This is a genomic window from uncultured Massilia sp. (assembly GCF_913773735.1).
GTDB lineage: Bacteria > Pseudomonadota > Gammaproteobacteria > Burkholderiales > Burkholderiaceae_D > Telluria.
In genome coordinates, this window is record NZ_CAJYEB010000014.1 from 207,766 (window position 1) to 225,953 (window position 18,188).

Consider the following 18,188-nt stretch of genomic DNA (forward strand, 5'->3'; position numbering starts at 1 on the left):
CATCCCCAGCAGATGAAATCCCTGAATATCCCGTACCAACCGAGGCTCGACCAGCTGCGCTGGCTGGCGGCCACGCTCGTGTTCCTGTTCCATTTCTACCTCCAGTACCACGGCAACGGCGGTCCCGCGCTGGAAAGCCGCTGGGCGGCCCTGGTCACGCAGGGGCACACCGGGGTCGGCCTGTTCTTCACGCTGTCCGGCTTCCTGTTCATGCAGATCGCGCTGGTCCAGAAGACCATCGTCTACCGCGACTTCGTGCGCAACCGCGTCCTGCGCATCGTGCCGCTGTTCCTGGTCATCTTCCTGGTGGCCACGTCGATCGGCCGCGACACCTTCCAGCCGCAGGACCTGCTGTACGTGTTCGCCACCAACCTGGGCCATGCGCCGACCTCGGGCACGGCGGTCACGGGCGCGGCCTGGACCATCTCGCTGGAATTCCTGTTCTACCTGGTGTTCCCCTTCCTCGCGCGCTTCGCGATCGAGGGCGGCAAGCGCTACCTGCTCAAGCTGCTGGTGCTGATGGTCTTCTTCAAGCTGGCCGCCTATGGCGTCAACGACAACAGCACGCTGATGTACTTCAGCACCTTCGTCGGCCGCTTCGACCAGTTCCTCGTCGGGATGCTGGCGGCGATGCTGTACCGCCAGCGCCAGGCCTGGCTGCAGCGCCACGCCCCCTGGCTGCTGGCCTGCGCGGCGGCGCTGGTCGTCTACGACACCGCGACGATGCAGCGCCTCGCGCCGTTCGGCGCGACGCCCAAGTCGGCGTTCTGGATCCTCTGGTCGATGGTCGAAAGCGCCGGCTGGGCCGCCTTCATCGTGGCCTGGGCGGCATTCCGTCCGGCGCTGCCCGGCATCGTCGAACGCATGCTGTGCCAGGGCGGCAAGATCAGCTTTTCCTTCTACCTGCTGCACATGGGCCTGCTGGACGTGCTGTTCCGCCATGCCGGTGCCTGGCGTCCGACCGGGCAGGCGGTCCTCGACGGGGCGCTCCTGCTCGCCATCGGCTACGGTGCGACGTGGGCGCTGGCCACCCTCTGTTACCAGGCCATCGAAGAACCGTTCCTGCGCATGCGCCGCAACTACGGCGGGAGCCCGTCGCCGGCGCCAGCCGCCGCGCCGGTGCGCGCCAAGGATTGAGGGAAACCATCCAGAGTGGGCATGGCGATCCGTCTGTAAAGTCGGTTAAGACATGTTCTTGATTCGCGGAAATTATTGCTGTCGATAATCGGATCGGATCGGATCGTGAGCATCTGGCATTGACATCGCGGATCGCTGGCGTACGCTTTCCCTAAGAAAACAAATCTTTTCAGAATTTAATAACAAGACGTCGAGGAAATTTACATTGCGATTGACATGATCCCAAGTTGAATGGTTAAGTCATTGATAATGAAAGGTTTTATCTATGTGGCACGGTAGTTGCTAGCTATGCGTGGCAATTAACCCAACTGGAGAGAAAAATTCATGTCCAAGTTTTCCATCCTCTGCGCCACGGTCCTGATGGCGTTCGCAGGCAGCGCCTCGGCAGCACTGACGCCGGTGACCCCGTCGTGGTACACCAGCACGACGCTCTACGATGGCAACAAGCAGCAACAGACGTTCACCACGAATAGCGACAACGCCGCGACCTACGGCATCGCCAACCAGACCGGCGCCGTGCTCGTCGACTTCAGCTTCTCGTTCACCGGCACGCCGAAGAACAATGCCTACCTCGGCCTGTGGTTCGGCAACTGGAACGGTCCGAACTTCGGCATGAAGGCCAACTGCGGCGGCGACGTCAGCGGCTGCAAGGACGACCTGTTCCTGCGCCTGAGCCTGGGCAATGAAGTGTACGTGGGCGACAGCGCCCTGGCCGCCAACACGACCTACCACGTGACGGCCCTGCTGTACAAGAAGGACGGCTCGATCGGTACCGGCTCGTCCTACGACAGCTTCAAGATGTGGGTCAACCCGACCGCCGAGGAACTGGCGACGCTGACCGGCGCCGATGCCCAGGCGTCCGGCAACATCTCGCTGACCAATTTCAGCGACATCGGCTTCCGTACCGCGAACATCGGCAACGGCGTCGGCTTCAATGTCCAGAACGTCACGGTCAGCGCCGTGCCGGAACCGGCCTCGCTGGCCCTGTTCGGCCTGGCCGCCGCCGGCCTGGGCGTTGCCCGCCGCCGCAAGAAGGCCTGAGCTTTACCGCACACGAAAGCCGGCCGTCAAGCCGGCTTTTTTCATTGGCCGATTCGCCACGCCGGGATTCCAGAAAGCAAACCGCCCATCCCGTCTCCCGGCCGCACGCGGTAAAATGCCGGGATGACTTCCCCGACTTTCACCCACCTGCGCGTTCATTCCGAATACTCGATCGTCGACGGCCTGTGCCGCATCGACGACCTGGTCAAGGCCGCCGTCAAGGACGACCAGCCGGCCCTGGCCGTCACCGACCTGGCCAATGCGTTCGCCCTCGTCCGCTTCTACAAGGCGGCGCGCGGCAAGGGGGTCAAGCCGATCGTCGGGGTCGATGCCTGGATCACCAACGAGGACAACCGCGACAAGCCGTTCCGCCTCCTGATCCTGGCCAAGAACCGCACCGGCTACCTGCAGCTGTGCGACCTGCTGGCCAAGGCCTGGCTGACCAACCAGTACAAGGGCCGGGCCGAGATCCGCGTCGAGTGGCTGGAAGCGCTGGCCACGTCCGTCTCGACGCTGGAGCCGGAGGTGTCGCAGGCGAATGCCCTGATCGTGCTGTCCGGCGCCCAGTTCGGCGACATCGGCCAGGCGATCGACAACGGCGACCTGGCCAGGGCCGAAGCCGCGGCGCGGCGCTGGGCGTCCATCTTCCCGGGCCACTTCTACGTCGAGATCCAGCGCGCCGGCCAGCCGAACCAGGAGCAGCAGGTGCGCCATTCGGTGGCGCTGGCCGGCCGCCTGGGCCTGCCGGTGGTGGCGACCCATCCGGTGCAGTTCATCAAGAAGGAAGAATTCATCGCCCACGAGGCGCGCGTCTGCATCGCCGAAGGCGAGATGCTGGCCAACGCCAAGCGCGTGCGCCGCTTCAACGAAGGCATGTGCTTCAAGTCGCAGGCCGAGATGGCCGAGCTGTTCAAGGACCTGCCGGGCGCGCTGGCCAACTCGGTGCAGATCGCCACGCGCTGCAACGTCACGCTCACGCTGGGCAAGCCGCAGCTGCCGAACTTCCCCACGCCGGGCATGACCATCGACGAATTCCTCGTCGCCGAAACGAAGAAGGGCCTGGAAGAGCGCCTGGTGCAACTCTACCCGGACCCGGAGCAGCGCGAGAAGGAGCGTCCGCGCTACGAGGCGCGCCTGGAGTTCGAGAACAACACCATCATCAAGATGAAGTTCCCGGGCTACTTCCTGATCGTGGCGGAGTTCATCCAGTGGGGCAAGAACAACGGCGTGCCGATCGGCCCGGGCCGCGGCTCCGGTGCGGGTTCGCTGGTCGCCTACGCGCTGAAGATCACCGACCTCGATCCGCTGAAGTACAACCTGCTGTTCGAGCGCTTCCTGAATCCCGAACGCGTCTCGATGCCCGACTTCGACATCGACTTCTGCCAGGAAAAGCGCGAACTGGTCATCCAGCACGTGAAGGACCTGTACGGCCGCGACGCCGTGTCGCAGATCGCCACCTTCGGCACGATGGCCGCCAAGGGCGCGATCCGCGACGTCGGCCGCGTGCTCGACTTCGGCTACACCTTCTGCGACGGCGTCTCCAAGCTGATTCCGTTCAAGCCGGGCAAGCCGGTGTCGATCGCCGAGGCGATCGAGGAAGAGCCGCTGCTCAAGGAGCGCCTGAACAACGAGGAGGAGGTCAAGCAGCTGCTCGACCTGGCGCAGCAGGTCGAGGGCATCACCCGCAACATCGGCATGCACGCGGGCGGCGTGCTGATCGCGCCGGGCAAGCTGACCGACTTCTGCCCGCTGTACACGCAGGGCGGCGACGCCGGCGTGGTGTCGCAGTACGACAAGGACGACGTCGAAGCCGTCGGCCTGGTGAAGTTCGACTTCCTGGGCCTGACCACGCTGACCATCCTCGACCGCGCCGTCAACTACATCCGCGCGCTCGATCCGGCCATGGCCGACTTCGACCTGGCCAAGCTGCCGCTGAACGACCGCCCCACCTACAAGCTGCTGACCGAGGCGAAGACCGTCGCCGTGTTCCAGCTGGAGTCGCGCGGCATGCAGGGCATGCTGAAGGACGCGCGTCCCGACCGTTTCGAGGACATCATCGCGCTGGTGGCGCTGTACCGCCCGGGCCCGATGGACCTGATCCCGGACTTCTGCAAGCGCAAGCACGGCGAGAAGTTCGACTATCCCGACCCGCGCACCGAGTCGATCCTGTCCGAGACCTACGGCATCATGGTCTACCAGGAGCAGGTGATGCAGATGGCGCAGATCGTCGGCGGCTACTCGCTGGGCGGCGCCGACATGCTGCGCCGCGCGATGGGCAAGAAGAAGGCCGAGGAAATGGCCGAGCACCGCGAGATCTTCCGCGCCGGCGCCGCCAAGGACGGCCTGTCGACCGAGAAGGCCGACGAGATCTTCGACCTGATGGAAAAGTTCGCGGGCTACGGCTTCAACAAGTCGCACGCGGCCGCCTATGCGCTGCTGTCCTACCACACGGCCTACCTGAAGCATCACCACACCGCCGCGTTCATGGCCGCCAACATGTCGCTGGCCATGGAAGACACGGAAAAGATCAAGATCCTGGTCGAGGATGCGATCGACGTCTGCAAGCTGACGATCCTGCCGCCGGACGTGAACGAATCGCAGTTCCGCTTCACGCCGGAGGGGCCGCCGCCGTCCGTCACCGGCAAGCAGGTGTCGAACATCCGCTACGGCCTGGGCGGCGTGAAGGGCGCGGGGCAGGGCGCGATCGAGGCGATCATCGCCGCGCGCGAATCGGGCGGCAGGTTCAAGGACCTGTTCGACTTCTGCAAGCGCGTCGACCGCAAGCAGATCAACCGCCGCACCGTCGAATCGCTGATCCGCGCCGGCGCCATGGACTGCTTCGGCGTCGACCGCGCGGTGCTGCTGGCGTCCGTGTCGTTCGCCATCGAGGTGGCCGACCAGGCCGCGGCGTCGGCCAACCAGGTCAGCCTGTTCGGCGGCGACGACAGCGACCTGGTGGCGCCGCCGGAATACGTGAAGGCCACGCCCTGGACCGACCGCCAGAAGCTGTCCGAGGAAAAGACCGCGCTGGGCTACTACCTGTCGGGCCATATGTTCGACTCGTACGCGAAGGAAGTGCGGCGCTTCGCCAAGACCAAGCTGTCGGACCTGGAGCCGTCGCGCGACCCGCGCATGCTGTGCGGCGTGATCACCGGCGTGCGCACCCAGCTCACCCAGCGCGGCAAGATCCTGATCGTCCAGCTGGACGACAAGTCGGGCGTGGTGGAAGTGACGATCTACAGCGAGCTGATGGAGCAGAACAAGAACATCTTCCGCGAGGACGAGTTCCTGCTGGTGGTCGGCAAGGTGTCCGAGGACCGCTTCAATGGCGGCCTGCGCATCACGGCGGAAAAGGCGTTCGACATCGCCCAGGCGCGCATCCAGTACGGCCACAAGCTGGAGATGGACGTGGCCTGCTCGGTCTCGCCCGCGAAGCTGGCCGAGATCCTGCAACCCTACCGCGTGCAGGACGGCCTGCCGGTCAGCCTGCGCGTGACGCCGCAGGGCATCCCGTGCACGTTGCAACTGGGCGACGACTGGCGGGTGGCGCCGTCCGACGAATTGAAATACGCGCTCGAGCTGCAGCTGGGGGCGAAAGAGGTGGCGGTCGAGTATTGAGCGCTGCCCGACGGGTAGCATCGCTGCCGTCGCCGGCCGTGCGGTTCGTCCCGTCTGGAGCATGCACGAGTGATACCGACGGGGTGTTCAACGACAGGAACCCGGTCGAGCGCTGGCTGCAGCGCCAGCGTCTCGTCACGGCGCTCGCCATGGCGCCGGACAAAGGCCGGAATGATGTGCGCTACGTCCTCGATTTCGGACGCTTGTGACGTCGCCGCGCAAAAGCCGCGGCAATCATGGTCCTGTCACCCCGGTGGTCGGTATCTACCAGGACGATGGTGTCAAGTCCCTGCAGTGGGGACCACGGGGGACATTGTCGGCCGTCGTGCTGTCGGCGTCGGCCTCGGAGCTACGCGGTTTCGACGTTGACAGCGTGGTCGGGCATGCACGGCGAATGCGCCGCCAGCCAAGCCTGTTGGATATGGAAGCTTAGCACGCTTTGTCATGGCAAAAATGCACATTTTGTCACCATGGGAAGTCATTCACATAATTTTTGATTCCTCGATGTAATTACAACGGGCACGTACTACAATTCAATGTTTCCGTTGATTGATTAGTTACATATGATTACTTCGTGCAAGTTTGTGAAGGCGGTTGCGGTCATGGCATTCGCAGCCGTGCTGACCGCATGTGGAGGAGGCGGTGGCGGTGGCACCCCTGCCAACGGCAGCGCCGGCACCGGTACCGGCACCGGCACCACTCCCTCTCCCGGGTCCGGGTTCTCGGTTTCCATCGATCGCAGCGCCCTGTCGTTCAAAGGCGATGAAGGTTCGGCCATTCCAGCCCAGGTCGTGATCGGCAGCGGCAGCGGCGGCACGCCGCCCGCTACCATTTACGCGGGCGGCCTGGATCTTGGCGCCTCGCTGGACAGTATCGTGATGCAGGTTGTTGCCGATCAAGTGCGCTTTGCCATTCAGCCAAAGTCCCAGTTGACGGCCGGCGAATACAAGGGAAGCGTGCGCCTGTTCGCCTGCACGGACGAACGTTGCACCCAGCACATCAAGGGGTCTCCCGTTGAAATTCCTTACACCATTACCATTGCTCCAGGCTTGACGGCGACCCCGACGACCGTGGGATTGCGCGCCGTGGCCGGTGTACGCCCTACCGCGAATGTCGCCGTGCAATTGCCTGCTGGCGTGACCAGCTTCACGGCTGTCAGCAATGTGCCTTGGATAAAGGTTTCAAATATCACAAACCAAGGCTTCACGATCACTGGGGACGTCAAGGCGCCGGGTATCTACCAAGGCATGATTACCCTCGATGCCGGCGGCCGATCGAAAGTCGTGCCCGTCACTTACGAGGTCGGCACGGATGGGGCCAGCATTACCAGTATCACGCCTGACCGCAGGTCGGATGATTTCACGGCGACCGCAGGCACCGTGAGCGACAGCCATGTGCTGAACGTGGCGCTGCCGGCATGGGCCAAGGAATTGTCGAGTACCGTGCAGTATGGCGGCAACGCCAACGGCTGGCTGTCGGTCGTGGCCGGCGCGCCGGGTACCCTGACCCTGACCGCATCCGCCACCAACCTGGCAAGCGGAAATTATCAGGCCACCTTGCTGTTATCCGCAGGACCGGACGTGGCCCCGGTATCGGTGCCGATCACTTTCAACGTCATTGCGGCCAACTGGGCCATTGCCGGCCCGTCCACGATCACGGTTGACGGCAACAGCGCCATATCCCAACTTGGCGGCAGGTTAAGCATCGATATCCCGAACCTGCCGGTCCAGGATTGGAATGTTTCCAGCAACGCCAACTGGTTGAAGTTGTCGCGTGCAACCGGAGCGACCCGTACCCACCAAGTGGATGTGTCGGTCGATGCGGCACGCGTGGCTTCGATGGAAAATTTTGCGTCGCACACGGCTGAATTGACGATCAGTTTGGCGAGCGGCAAGGTGGCGCCGACCAAGTTCACCATTACGCTGAACAAGAAAGTGCCGGAATTGCACTTCATCAGTCCCTCGACGCGTCTCCCTGGCGAAGCTGGTAACTATATCGTGCGCGGTCGCGGCCTGGACGGTATCGCCGACCTGACGCAAGCATTGCGGATCACCGGCGTCATGCCGACCCGGATTACCCGCGTCAACGATACGCAGTTCGAACTGATGTTGCCCGCGCAGCAACAGGGACGGACGACGGTCGCGCTGGCCAACAGCCTGGGCATCGATTCCGGCACCGTCGCATTGAAGGTCGTGGAACAGCCTGCTCTTGGGTATGCTGCCGTCGTGGCGCAGGGCGCCAAGGGTGGCATCGTGTTCGATGCAGAGCGCCAGTCCGTTTATACGGCCAACAAGACGCTGGGTGCAGTGATGCGCTTCAAGAAGAATGGTGCCACGTGGGGCGCCGATAGCGTTTCCGTGCAACGGGCCGAAGGGGTCGTGCTGTCACCTGATGGCAAGAGCCTGGTGGTGACTTCCGCCAGTGGCCAGGTACTGCTGCTGGACCCGGACACGCTGGCGCAGCAAGGCAGCTACAAAGCCGCGTATGTCGATGGATACGAGCTCAATTCCTTGCCCGACCTCGTCATGCGGAACGACGGCAAGGCATTGTTCAACGGCGGATCGGGCGTCGATGGCGGCGCTGGAGGCATGTCCTATTTCGATGTTGTCACGCGCAAGTTCGGCAATATCGGCGGCAACTTCGGGTTCGGCTGGGCTGTCGCCTCGGGCGACGGCGCGCGTATTCATATCGTGCAATCGGCCAGCTATACGCCGGCGCCGCCGATGGTCACGCTCGATAGCAAGGATACCGTGGCGACGCCCAGCACTGCTGGCCTGACGTTCTGGTACGAAGCCGCACAAAGCCTGCGCGGCGAACGTTTTGCCGAAGGCACGTACACGGTGTGGGACCGTGACTTCAATATCGTGGGGAAGGTCAACTTGCCGGATACCAGTTATTTTGGCCGCACCCCCGTGTTCTCGCCGGACGGTTCGCGCCTGTATGTGCTGGCATATAACAGTAGCGGTTTGTACAGCGGTAGTACGGTCATGCCGCGCGTCTACGTTTTCGACACCAGTACGCGCATGATTACCACCACGAACTTGCCGCTGCTGGGTTATTTCGACCTGGCGGATTACCCGACTTGCAACGTCAGCGCCTATGAATGCAATACGCGTGCGCTGGGCACGATCAGCCCTGACGGCAAGACGTTGTTCTTCGTTGGCGATGCGAAGCTGGTCGTGGCGCCCGTGCCGGCCGTGCTCAATCGCAGCCCCATGCTGATGGGGCGCATTTCCCTCTCGGCCAAGCCCTGAGTGTGCGAGGCGTCCTCCATGCCCGGCACAGCCGGCATGGAGGGTGCGCAGGCGTGTTGCACGCGGCGGGCTACGCCGCCTCGTGCGCGTGCTCGCGCAGGCCGACGGCGGCCTGCGTGACCCTGGCCGCGGCGCGTTCCAGCACCACCTTGCGGTTGCTCGATTCCTGGTCGCGCCGGGCCTCGCGGTGCCATAGATGAAAGACTTCGGTGGCGAAGGCGCCGTCCTTGCGCATCACGCCGGCATGGAACAGGCGCACGACGAGGTCGGAATCCTCGTGGCCCCAACCCGTAAAGCTCTCGTCGAAGCCGTTTACGCGCTCCAGGTCGCTGCGCCAGACGCCCAGGTTGCAGCTCTTGATGCGGCGCCAGCTGAATGATTTTTTCGTGCGTCCCAGGTCGGGCCAGCGCACTGCCAGTTGGATGATCTTGTTCATATGACCACGCAGGCGCCAGCCCAGGCGTGCGGACAGCGGCGCGGCGGCCACGTCGATGCCCTCGTCGAGCACCCGGCGCGTCAGCGCTTCGTCGAGCAGGATGCGGCTGCCCGATACCAGGCAGCCGGGCTGCGACAGGGCGCGGTGGCGCGCAATGAAATCGCGCTGGGGGATGCAGTCGCCGTCCAGGAACACGATGTAGTCGCCGTGCGCGGCCAGCGTGCCGCGGTTGCGCGCCATGGCGGCGCGAAACCCCTGGTCGGGCTGCCAGACGTGGCGCAACGGCACCGGGCTGGCCGCCGCCAGCCGTTCCACGCAGGCACGCGTGTTGGCAGTCGAGCCGTCATCAGCGATAATGATTTCGAAATTCTTGTCGTTCTGCATGAAACATGCCCGCACCACCGCCTCCAGCGCGTCTGGCCGGTTATAGGTGGTGATCACGACCGAGATTGTCTGTGCGTGCCGCATAAGGTCCGATGTACACTGCTGTATTCAGGGGCAAGAGTATCCCACAAGAACATCAATGAACAGTAATTCGACGAACACGCGGGAGCCGGCCCGGATCTGGATCGGCACCCTGGCATTCTTGTTACCCTTTTTGAGCCTCGTCACCCTGTTCGGCGTCAGTCTTGTCAGTTTTTTGTTCCTGATCAGCGCTTTGATCTCGTTCAAACCGGCTCGGGATGCGCTGCGGCGCCACTGGCCGCAGATACGCTGGGTGGTGCTGGCCTTCCTGCTGCACTTCCTGTTCGTGCTGGCCTGCGCCGTGTTGCGCGGCGCTTCCATGGGACCGGTGGAAAAGCCGGCGCGCATGCTGTTCGCCGCGAGCGCGCTGGCCATGGTGCTCGCGGCGCGGCCGCCGCGCGCCACCCTGTGGTGGGGCGCCGCCGCCGGCGGGCTGGCGGCGTTGCCGTTCATCGCCTGGCAACGCCTCGGCCTGGGCATCGAGCGGCCGGGCGGACTGATCAATGCGATCACCTTCGGCGACCTGGCCCTGCTGCTGGGACTGCTGGCCCTGGTCGGCGCGATCGACCTGCGCGACCGGCCGCGCCAGGCGCTGCTGGCCGGCGCCGGCGCGCTGGCCGGGATCGCCGCGTCGCTGATGACGGGCACCCGCGGCGGCTGGCTCGGCCTGCTGCTGATGGGGCTGGTGCTGCTGCCGCGGCGCGGCATGTTCGGTACGCGCCGCGGCGGCATGTTGCTGGCGGGCGCCGCCGTGGTGCTGGCGGCCGTGTGGTTCGCGCCCGGGCTGGGATTGCATGCACGCTTCGTCGAGGGCGTGGACGAGGCGCGCGACTGGTATGCCGGCGGCCAGGTCTGGACCAATGTCGGCAGCCGGCTCGAATTGTGGAAGGGCGCCCTGATGCTGGTCGAGGAACGGCCGCTGCTGGGGCGCGATTTCGAGGAAGGCCGCGCGCGCCTGGCCGAGTACGCGCGCGCGGGAACGCTCGATCCGATGGTGCTCGAGCTGCCGCACCTGCATAATGACGGGTTGCAGGCCCTGGCGACGGGCGGCGTGGTCGGCTTCGCGCTGTGGGCCGCGATCCTGGCGGCGCCGCTGGCGTTCTTCCTGCGCCGCCTGGGACGGGACATGCGTGCGCCGCAGTTCGCGGCCGCGCTGGCCGGTGTCGTCGTCGTGCTCGGCTACATGGGATTCGGACTGACCGAAGTGATCTTCTGGTCGATGAAAGGCAGCCTGTTCTACGCCCTCATGGTCTTCATGCTGGTGGGCTTCTGCCTGAATGCGAAAGAAAAAATTGGATAACAGTGTCATCATCAAGCGCCTTTGGGCGGTCGTCAAACCGTACAGCGGGCGTGCCTTCGGCTCGCTGCTGGCGATGGCGCTCACCGCCGCCACCCAGCCGTTGCTCGCCAAGGCGCTGCAACTGCTGATGGACGAAGGCTTCCGCGACCAGCCGGGCTTTTCGCTGTGGTGGATTCCCGGCGCGCTGGTCTCGGTCTTCGTCCTGCGCGGCATCGGCACCTTCGCCACCGCCTACCTGAACAACTGGGTCATCAGCCGCGTGCTGAACGACCTGCGCGCCATGGTGTTCGAGCGCGTGCTGCGCCTGCCGGTGGCGCGCTTCCACGAAGAGTCGACCGGCAAGATCATCAACACGGTGGTGGGCGAGGTGCGCCAGGTGGTCGACACCATCAATTCGGTATTCGTCGCCTGCGTGCGCGACGTGCTGGTCGTGATCGGCCTGCTCGGCTCCCTGTTGTGGCTGAACTGGAAGCTGACCCTGGTCGCGATCGTCGTCGTGCCGCTGACGGCCGTCATCGTGCGCACCACCAGCAAGCGCCTGCGCCAGCTGAACCGCGAGAACCAGCGCGTCACCGCCGAGATGACCCAGGTCGTCGAGGAGGCGGCGCGCGGCCACCAGGTGATCCGCGTGTTTTCCGGCGAGCGCTACGAGAGCCGCCGCTTCCACCAGCGCAGCGAGGCCCTGCGCGGCTTCTCGCAGCGCATGACGGTGGCGTTCGCGGCGACCACGCCGGTGACCCAGATCGCCACCTCGCTGGCGCTGTCGCTGGTCGTCGTGCTGGCGCTGCAGGCCGGCATGACCCAGGGTGAATTCGTCCAGTTCGTCACGCTGATGCTGATGCTGCTCACGCCGCTGAAGGCGCTGGCCGAGGTGAACGGGCCGATGCAGCGCGGGATCGCCTCCGCCGAGAGCGTGTTCGAGATGATCGACGCGCCCGCCGAGAACGATCCGGGCACGCGCACGCTGGGCCGCGCCGAGGGCCACGTGCGTTTCGAGAACGTGGTGTTCTCCTACCCGAACACGCAGGCGCGGGCGCTGGACGGCGTCTCGCTCGACGCGCGGCCCGGCCAGACCGTGGCCCTGGTCGGCATGTCGGGCGGCGGCAAGTCGACCTTCGTGAACCTGGTCACGCGCTTCTACGAGCCGCAGGGCGGGCGCATCCTGCTCGACGGCGTGCCGTACCAGGACATCCGGCTGGCGTCGCTGCGCGCCCAGCTGGCGCTGGTCAGCCAGAACGTGGTGCTGTTCGACGACACCCTGCGCGCCAACATCGCCTACGGCGTCGACGGCGTCGACGTCGTCGACGAGGCGCGCCTGCAGGCCGCCGTCCGGGCCGCGCACCTGGACGACGTGGTGGCGCGCCTGCCCGAGGGCGTGGACACCAACATCGGCGAGAACGGCATGCGCCTGTCCGGCGGCCAGCGCCAGCGCGTGGCGATCGCGCGCGCGATCTACAAGGACGCGCCGATCCTGATCCTGGACGAGGCGACGTCGGCCCTGGACAACGAGTCCGAGCGCGCCGTGCAGGCGGCGCTGGACACGCTGATGGCGGGCCGCACCACCTTCGTCATCGCGCACCGCCTGTCGACCATCGAGGGTGCCGACCTGATCGTGGTGATGGAGCATGGCCGCATCGTCGAGCAGGGCACGCATGAGGAGCTGCTGGTGCGCGGCGGCATGTACGCCAAGCTGTACCACCTGCAGTTCACCGGCGCCGTGGAGACCTCATGAGCGGCAAGGTGCGTACCCTCGTCATCTCGCCGAACTGGATCGGCGACGCGGTGATGGCCCAGCCCCTGCTGAGCATGCTCAAGCAGCAGCATCCGGAGCGTCCCATCGACGTGCTGGCGCCGCCGCAGGTGGTGCCGGTGTGGCGCCGCATCCGCGAAGCCGACGACATCCTCGTCACGCCGTTCCGCCACCGCGCGCTGCAGCTGGGCGAGCGCCTGAAGTACGCGCGCATCCTCAAGAGCCGCGGCTACGGCGACGCCTACGTGCTGCCGAATACCCTCAAATATGCGCTGATCCCCTGGCTGGCGCGCATCCCGCGCCGGGTCGGCTACAAGGGAGAGATGCGCTACGGGATGATCAACGTGATGCACCACGACGACGAGTCGCGCTCGATGGTGCCGTTCTATTCCGCCCTGGCGCGCGAGCCGGAACTGCCGACGCCGCAGCCGGTGCGGCCGTTCCTGGTGGTGGGCGGCGAGGAATCCGACGACGTGCGCACGCGCCTGGGCCTGGCCCTCGACCGGCCGCTGGTCGTGTTCGCGCCGGGCGCCGAGTTCGGCATCGCCAAGCGCTGGCCGCCGGCGCACTACGGCGCCCTGGCCGCGCGCGTGGCGGCCGCCGTGCCGGGCGTGCAGATCGCGCTGCTCGGTTCGCCGAACGACCGCGAGACCTGCGAGCAGGTGCGCGCGGCGGCCGGCAGCGCCGCCGGCGGCATCGTCGACCTGTCCGGCCAGACTTCGCTGGACGATGCGATCGCCCTGATCGCGCAGGCCTGCGCGGTGGTCTCGAACGATTCGGGCCTGCTGCACATCGCGTCGGCGCTGAACCGCCCGGTGGTGGCGCTGTACGGCTCCACCGATCCCGACTACGCGCCGCCGCTGTCCGACATGTCCCGCACCGTGTCGCTGCGCCTGGCATGCTCGCCCTGCCGCAAGCGCGAATGCCCGCTGGGGCACCATGACTGCATGAACAAGATGAGCGTGGACCTGGTGTGGAGCGAGCTCGCACCGATCCTCGAAAAAGTCGGGCAACGGTGACGCCCCACGTTTCCGTTACCCAACCCAATTGACATCCCTCAAACCGGGGTCAGAGCCCGGCTCTGACCCCGGTTTGAGGGATGTTAAAGGGTGGGGGCGGGCGAGCAGGGGGCTTGATGAGTGTCTAGAGGCTTGCTGCCAGCGTCGTTGCCGTCAGCAGCGATTGGCGCGCGCGCAGGCGCACGCAGACGCCTTCGGCCAGGGCCAGCACCAGTTCGTGGCGCTTGCGCGCTTCCGAGCGTTTCTTCGACGGGATCGATTCCATGTCCGGCGGCGTCAAGGGCGCGCACGGCATCTCGTAGTCGCCATCGGCGCGCCGGGCGGCGCCCAGTTCTTCCCAGAGCTGGTCGTAGTCGGCCAGCACGCGGCCGTTGCGGATCGCCTTGTAGATCACGCGGTTGCGGTTCGATACCATCAGCAGGCGTTCGCAGCCATATTCGTGGCCCAGCTGGCGCACCAGCATCACCATCAGCTGCTTCGGACGCACGCCGTGCAGGTCGCGCGTGGCCAGGCGGATCGCTTCGCGCGCATCGTCCGTCTTGCCGCCCTGGACGCAGCCGATCGACAGCGCCGGCAGGCCGTCGCGCGGCGCCACCGTGAACGCCACCGTATAGACGATCTTGTCGCCCTGCGCCAGTTGCAGCACCAGTTCGCCCTCGCGGTCGAACCTGTCCACGGTGCGCAGCTGGACCTGGTAGGGCCGGCCGCTCTTGCCGGTCGCCTCGGCCAGCACGACGGGTCCCTGGCTGGCGCGCGCCACCGTCTGGCCCAGGCCGCGCCGGAACATGAACAGGTAGTGGGCGCGGATCGCTTCCAGGCGCTGGTCCGGCGTCAAGGCATGGCTGTTGTAAGGCCGGAACACCTTGTAGAGGAAGCGCGGGCAGTGGCGCACGTATTCCGAGAACGCCGGATGGGAATTGAGCAGGTGCAGCCAGTGCGGGGCGACGCGCCGGTGCAACAGGGCGCGCAGGCGGATCTTGGCCAGTTCGCGCATGTAGCGCAGGCCCGTCATTCCGCCCGGTATCGCCGAGCGCAGCGTGACGGACGGGACGGCGGCCGCGATCAGGCGCTCGGCCAAGCCATGGTCGGGCGTGTAGAGCTTCATGTGCGCCCTCCGCCATGCCGATGCGGATGACGGGGACGCGGACTGACTGACATGGCTAACCTCGATACACTGGAGTTGCGTAAAGTAACGCTATGTAACGTAGTGTATCAACCGCGATGCTTGAGGTAAATACTATGCCATGCCTTGGCAGGAGGAAACATTACAGCTGGGGCCGATATGGCCCCGGCTGTTGTAATTACGCCTCCCTGGACTGGATGTAGGGCGTGCCAGCGCTGTCCTGGCGGGCGCCGCCACACTCGCGCTCGCGCAGGTAGCGCGCCAGCGCATCGTCGAACGAGGGCAGCAGCAGGCCGCGCTCGCTGGTCATGGCGCTGTTGCCCGGCCGGGCGGCGCGCAGGCCCAGCGTTGCCGCCGGCGCCTCGCGCAATCCCGCCGCGTCGACGCCGGCCGCGGCGCAGGCACGGCGTGCCAGCTCGGCCCAGCTCATCGCCTCGCCGTTGCTCAGGTGCCAGATGCCGCATTCGCGATCGATCAGCAGGTCCAGGCAGGTGTTCACCAGGTCCGGCACATAGGTCGGCGTCACCGTCATGTCGCCCGCGGCGACGAATTCGCGGCCGTTGCCGAGCGCGTCCAGGGCCTGGGCGACGAAGTTGTGCCCGTCCCACGGGCCGAAGAAGGCGCTGGTGCGGATCACCAGCGCCTGTGGATCGGCGTCGAGCACGCGCCGCTCGGCGTCGGCCTTGCTGCGGCCGTACACGTTCAGCGGCGCGACGGGGTCGGATTCGACGTAGGGACGGCCCAGGGTGCCGTCGAATACCAGGTCGCTGGAAAAGGTCACGAAGCGCAGCGCGTGGCGGATCGCGGCCAGGGCCAGGATGGTCGGCCCGTGGGCGTTCTCGCGCATGCAGCGCTCGACGTCGTCCTCGGCCTCGTCGACGCGCACGTAGCCGCCGGCGTTGACGATGGCCCAGGGCTTGAAGCGCACGATCGCCGCCTCGACCGAGGCCGGGTCGGCGATGTCCATTTCCTGCCGGGTCAGCACGTGGCAGGCCAGGTTGCGGCGCTCGCAGATGCGGGCGAAGGCGCGGCCCAGCGTGCCGGTCGCGCCGGTGATCAGGATCGGCTGCGGGAAGGCGGAACGGAATGCGCCGCGTTCGGCGATGTCGGCCACCGCCGTGGGCGTGGCCACCGGCTTGGCCAGGAAGCGTCCCGGCCGGCGCCACCAGCCCTGGCCCTGCAGCACCGGGGCCGACAGCGGCCGGCCGCTGGCCAGCTCGCGCATCAGCGTGGCCACGGCGGTGGGGCGCGGCTGCGGACCGCGCACGTCGAAGGGGCCGGACTCGTAGTAGCCGCGGCATTCGGTGACCAGGCAGTTCCAGTCGTAGGAGCCGAGCAGCGCCCAGACCGTGACGGCGCGGATGTCGGCGCCGCCCTGCTGCACCTTGCGGGCCGCGTTCCAGATCTCGACCAGCCAGCGCAGCTGGTCTTCGCGGTTGGCGTCGATATGGGCCTCGGTGATCGCGATCGGCAGGCCGTAGCGGTCCCAGGTTTCCTGCAGCAGCGGGCCGATGCCCGGCGTCGGCGTGGCCAGCACGCGCGGGCACTCGATGTCGGCGTGGGCGACGCCGGCGTGCTCGAAGCGGTGCGTCTCCGGGTAGCGCTCGGGCCGGTGGTCGAGCCAGCGCTCGCTGGTGATGTAGTAATTGACGCCGATGATGTCGGGCGGGCAGGGATTGTCGCGGAACCACAGCAGTTCGTCGGCGCCGGCGCCGTGCTCGACCAGGTAGTTCCACAGCGGGTGGTCCTGGTCGATCTTCCCGCACAACATGTCCCAGGCCAGCCAGCGGCGCTCGTTGTAGAAGTTGGTCATCTCGGCCATTTCCGGCGTGCCGTAGGTGCGCGACAGGTCGTCGGTCTGCACCAGCTTGGCGTCCGGGTTCACGGCGCGGATCGCGCGCATCGACAGCACCGTCGCGCGGCACTGGTTGACCAGCGCACGGATGAAGGCGTCGTGGGTGTCGCCGTGCGGATACCAGACCCCGTTCAGACCGGAGAAGCGGGCCGTCGTGCAGGGCTCGTTGACCGGCGTCCAGTATTCGACCCAGGGATAGCGCCGCGCCACCGCGCCGGCATAGTCGGCCAGCTTTTCCGGGAAATCGGGGGCCACCAGGCTCGTATGGCGCGGGCCGCTGCCATGGTGGATCAGCCCGACGATCGGATTGACGCCGAGTTGCTGCAGCACCGGCAGGCGCTCGTCCGGCCACGACCAGTCGGCCGAGTCGATGCCGTCGGGCGCCGTGCGCTCCCACAGGACCGGGTAGCGGATGGCGCGGATGCCGAGCGAGGCAAAGCGTTCCAGGTCCTGCAGGCGTTCTGCATGACCGTTGCGGTCCATCTGGGAAAAGTATTCGTCGCGTACGCGGTTGACGGTGCATTCGAGGCCGCCCCAGAGCTGGAGCGGAGAACTTGCTGGCTGAATATGACTGTTGAAATTCATGAGCGTTTCCTGCGTATTTGATCCAAGGTCTAAGCCTAGACAAGCAGCACGGCTCGTTATGTGGTCTGGCCCACATATAAGCGCGATTTAGGAGTAGTCCTACGTCATGTACGCAAGTTATATCCAGGCATGCCCGATTCGGGTGCACTTGACACGCGCCCGGCGCGCGCCGATGCTGGACCCCCACTTGAAGGGAGGAATCGATGTACATGGTGTACTGGACCGTCGTCACCGACGACGGCGACGGCGACGGCCCCGCCGGTCCGCGGGCACGGCCGTTCGCCACCGATGCGATGGTGGACGCGATGCGTTTCATGGAAGACCTGCGCCGGCGCCAGCGCGAAGGCGGGGCGATCCGTTTCGTGACGATGTGCTCCGAGCATCCGGACGCGGTGGGGCATCCGGGCGTGGACGTGACGGGGCCGGATTACGACTGGAAGAAGCGCCGGCGGTAGCGCGGCAAGCCGCGCCGGCGCGGACGGCACGGGGTGGCCGCCCGACCGGGTTGATCGGGCAGGCGCGGGTGCGGCCCCGTGCCGGCGGGGAGCGGCGGCGTTACGCCAGCCCGGCCGCCAGCGTCGCCAGCACGTGCTTGAGCACCTTGC

12 protein-coding genes are annotated in these 18,188 nt (G+C 66.2%); 9 read left to right on the forward strand and 3 right to left on the reverse strand.

Features of this window, described 5'->3' with window-relative positions; translation table 11 throughout:
- Window positions 1-12: 12 nt before the first annotated feature.
- From QZ749_RS06150 to QZ749_RS06170, 5 genes are all read left to right on the forward strand, one after another.
- Window positions 13-1,137 carry an acyltransferase gene (locus QZ749_RS06150; protein WP_296944515.1) on the forward strand — a complete coding sequence of 375 codons (1,125 nt, stop codon included), beginning with the start codon at window positions 13-15 and terminating at the stop codon, window positions 1,135-1,137.
- 324 nt (window positions 1,138-1,461) lie between these two features.
- Window positions 1,462-2,178 (forward strand): PEP-CTERM sorting domain-containing protein, encoded by a 717-nt coding sequence (locus tag QZ749_RS06155; protein WP_296944516.1) that lies wholly within the window; start codon window positions 1,462-1,464, stop codon window positions 2,176-2,178.
- Window positions 2,179-2,301: 123 nt separating this feature from the next.
- A complete protein-coding gene (gene dnaE / locus QZ749_RS06160) occupies window positions 2,302-5,796 on the forward strand; it encodes a DNA polymerase III subunit alpha (RefSeq protein WP_296944519.1) in 3,495 nt (1,164 codons plus the stop codon).
- Between the two features lie 83 nt (window positions 5,797-5,879).
- On the forward strand, window positions 5,880-6,005 hold the full coding sequence (locus tag QZ749_RS06165; protein WP_296944521.1) for a hypothetical protein: 126 nt from the start codon (window positions 5,880-5,882) through the stop codon (window positions 6,003-6,005).
- Between the two features lie 393 nt (window positions 6,006-6,398).
- Complete coding sequence (locus QZ749_RS06170; RefSeq protein WP_296944523.1) at window positions 6,399-9,050, forward strand: hypothetical protein; 2,652 nt, start codon at window positions 6,399-6,401, stop codon at window positions 9,048-9,050.
- Between the two features lie 70 nt (window positions 9,051-9,120).
- Here the strand turns inward: QZ749_RS06170 and QZ749_RS06175 are convergent, their stop codons facing one another.
- Complete coding sequence (locus QZ749_RS06175; protein WP_296944526.1) at window positions 9,121-9,954, reverse strand: glycosyltransferase family 2 protein; 834 nt, start codon at window positions 9,952-9,954, stop codon at window positions 9,121-9,123.
- Between the two features lie 55 nt (window positions 9,955-10,009).
- Here QZ749_RS06175 and QZ749_RS06180 point away from each other — a divergent pair, with 55 nt between their 5' ends.
- From QZ749_RS06180 to waaF, 3 genes are read left to right on the forward strand one after another with little or no spacing between them, the layout of a single operon-like run.
- Window positions 10,010-11,251 carry an O-antigen ligase gene (locus QZ749_RS06180; RefSeq protein WP_296944529.1) on the forward strand — a complete coding sequence of 414 codons (1,242 nt, stop codon included), beginning with the start codon at window positions 10,010-10,012 and terminating at the stop codon, window positions 11,249-11,251.
- Window positions 11,244-12,983, forward strand: a complete 1,740-nt coding sequence (gene msbA / locus QZ749_RS06185) for a lipid A export permease/ATP-binding protein MsbA (protein WP_296944532.1) — start codon at window positions 11,244-11,246, stop codon at window positions 12,981-12,983. Before QZ749_RS06180 ends, msbA begins: the two co-directional genes overlap by 8 nt.
- Window positions 12,980-14,020: a lipopolysaccharide heptosyltransferase II gene (waaF, locus tag QZ749_RS06190; protein ID WP_296944535.1), complete on the forward strand. Its 1,041-nt coding sequence runs from the start codon at window positions 12,980-12,982 to the stop codon at window positions 14,018-14,020. Before msbA ends, waaF begins: the two co-directional genes overlap by 4 nt.
- A gap of 124 nt (window positions 14,021-14,144) precedes the next feature.
- Here waaF and QZ749_RS06195 read toward each other — a convergent pair whose 3' ends face one another.
- Window positions 14,145-15,125 carry a VirK/YbjX family protein gene (locus QZ749_RS06195; protein WP_296944538.1) on the reverse strand — a complete coding sequence of 327 codons (981 nt, stop codon included), beginning with the start codon at window positions 15,123-15,125 and terminating at the stop codon, window positions 14,145-14,147.
- A 196-nt stretch (window positions 15,126-15,321) separates the two neighbouring features.
- Window positions 15,322-17,583: a family 1 glycosylhydrolase gene (locus tag QZ749_RS06200; RefSeq protein ID WP_296944540.1), complete on the reverse strand. Its 2,262-nt coding sequence runs from the start codon at window positions 17,581-17,583 to the stop codon at window positions 15,322-15,324.
- A 209-nt stretch (window positions 17,584-17,792) separates the two neighbouring features.
- Between QZ749_RS06200 and QZ749_RS06205 the strand changes: the two genes are divergently transcribed.
- Complete coding sequence (locus tag QZ749_RS06205) at window positions 17,793-18,038, forward strand: hypothetical protein (RefSeq protein WP_373896788.1); 246 nt, start codon at window positions 17,793-17,795, stop codon at window positions 18,036-18,038.
- Window positions 18,039-18,188: the final 150 nt, after the last annotated feature.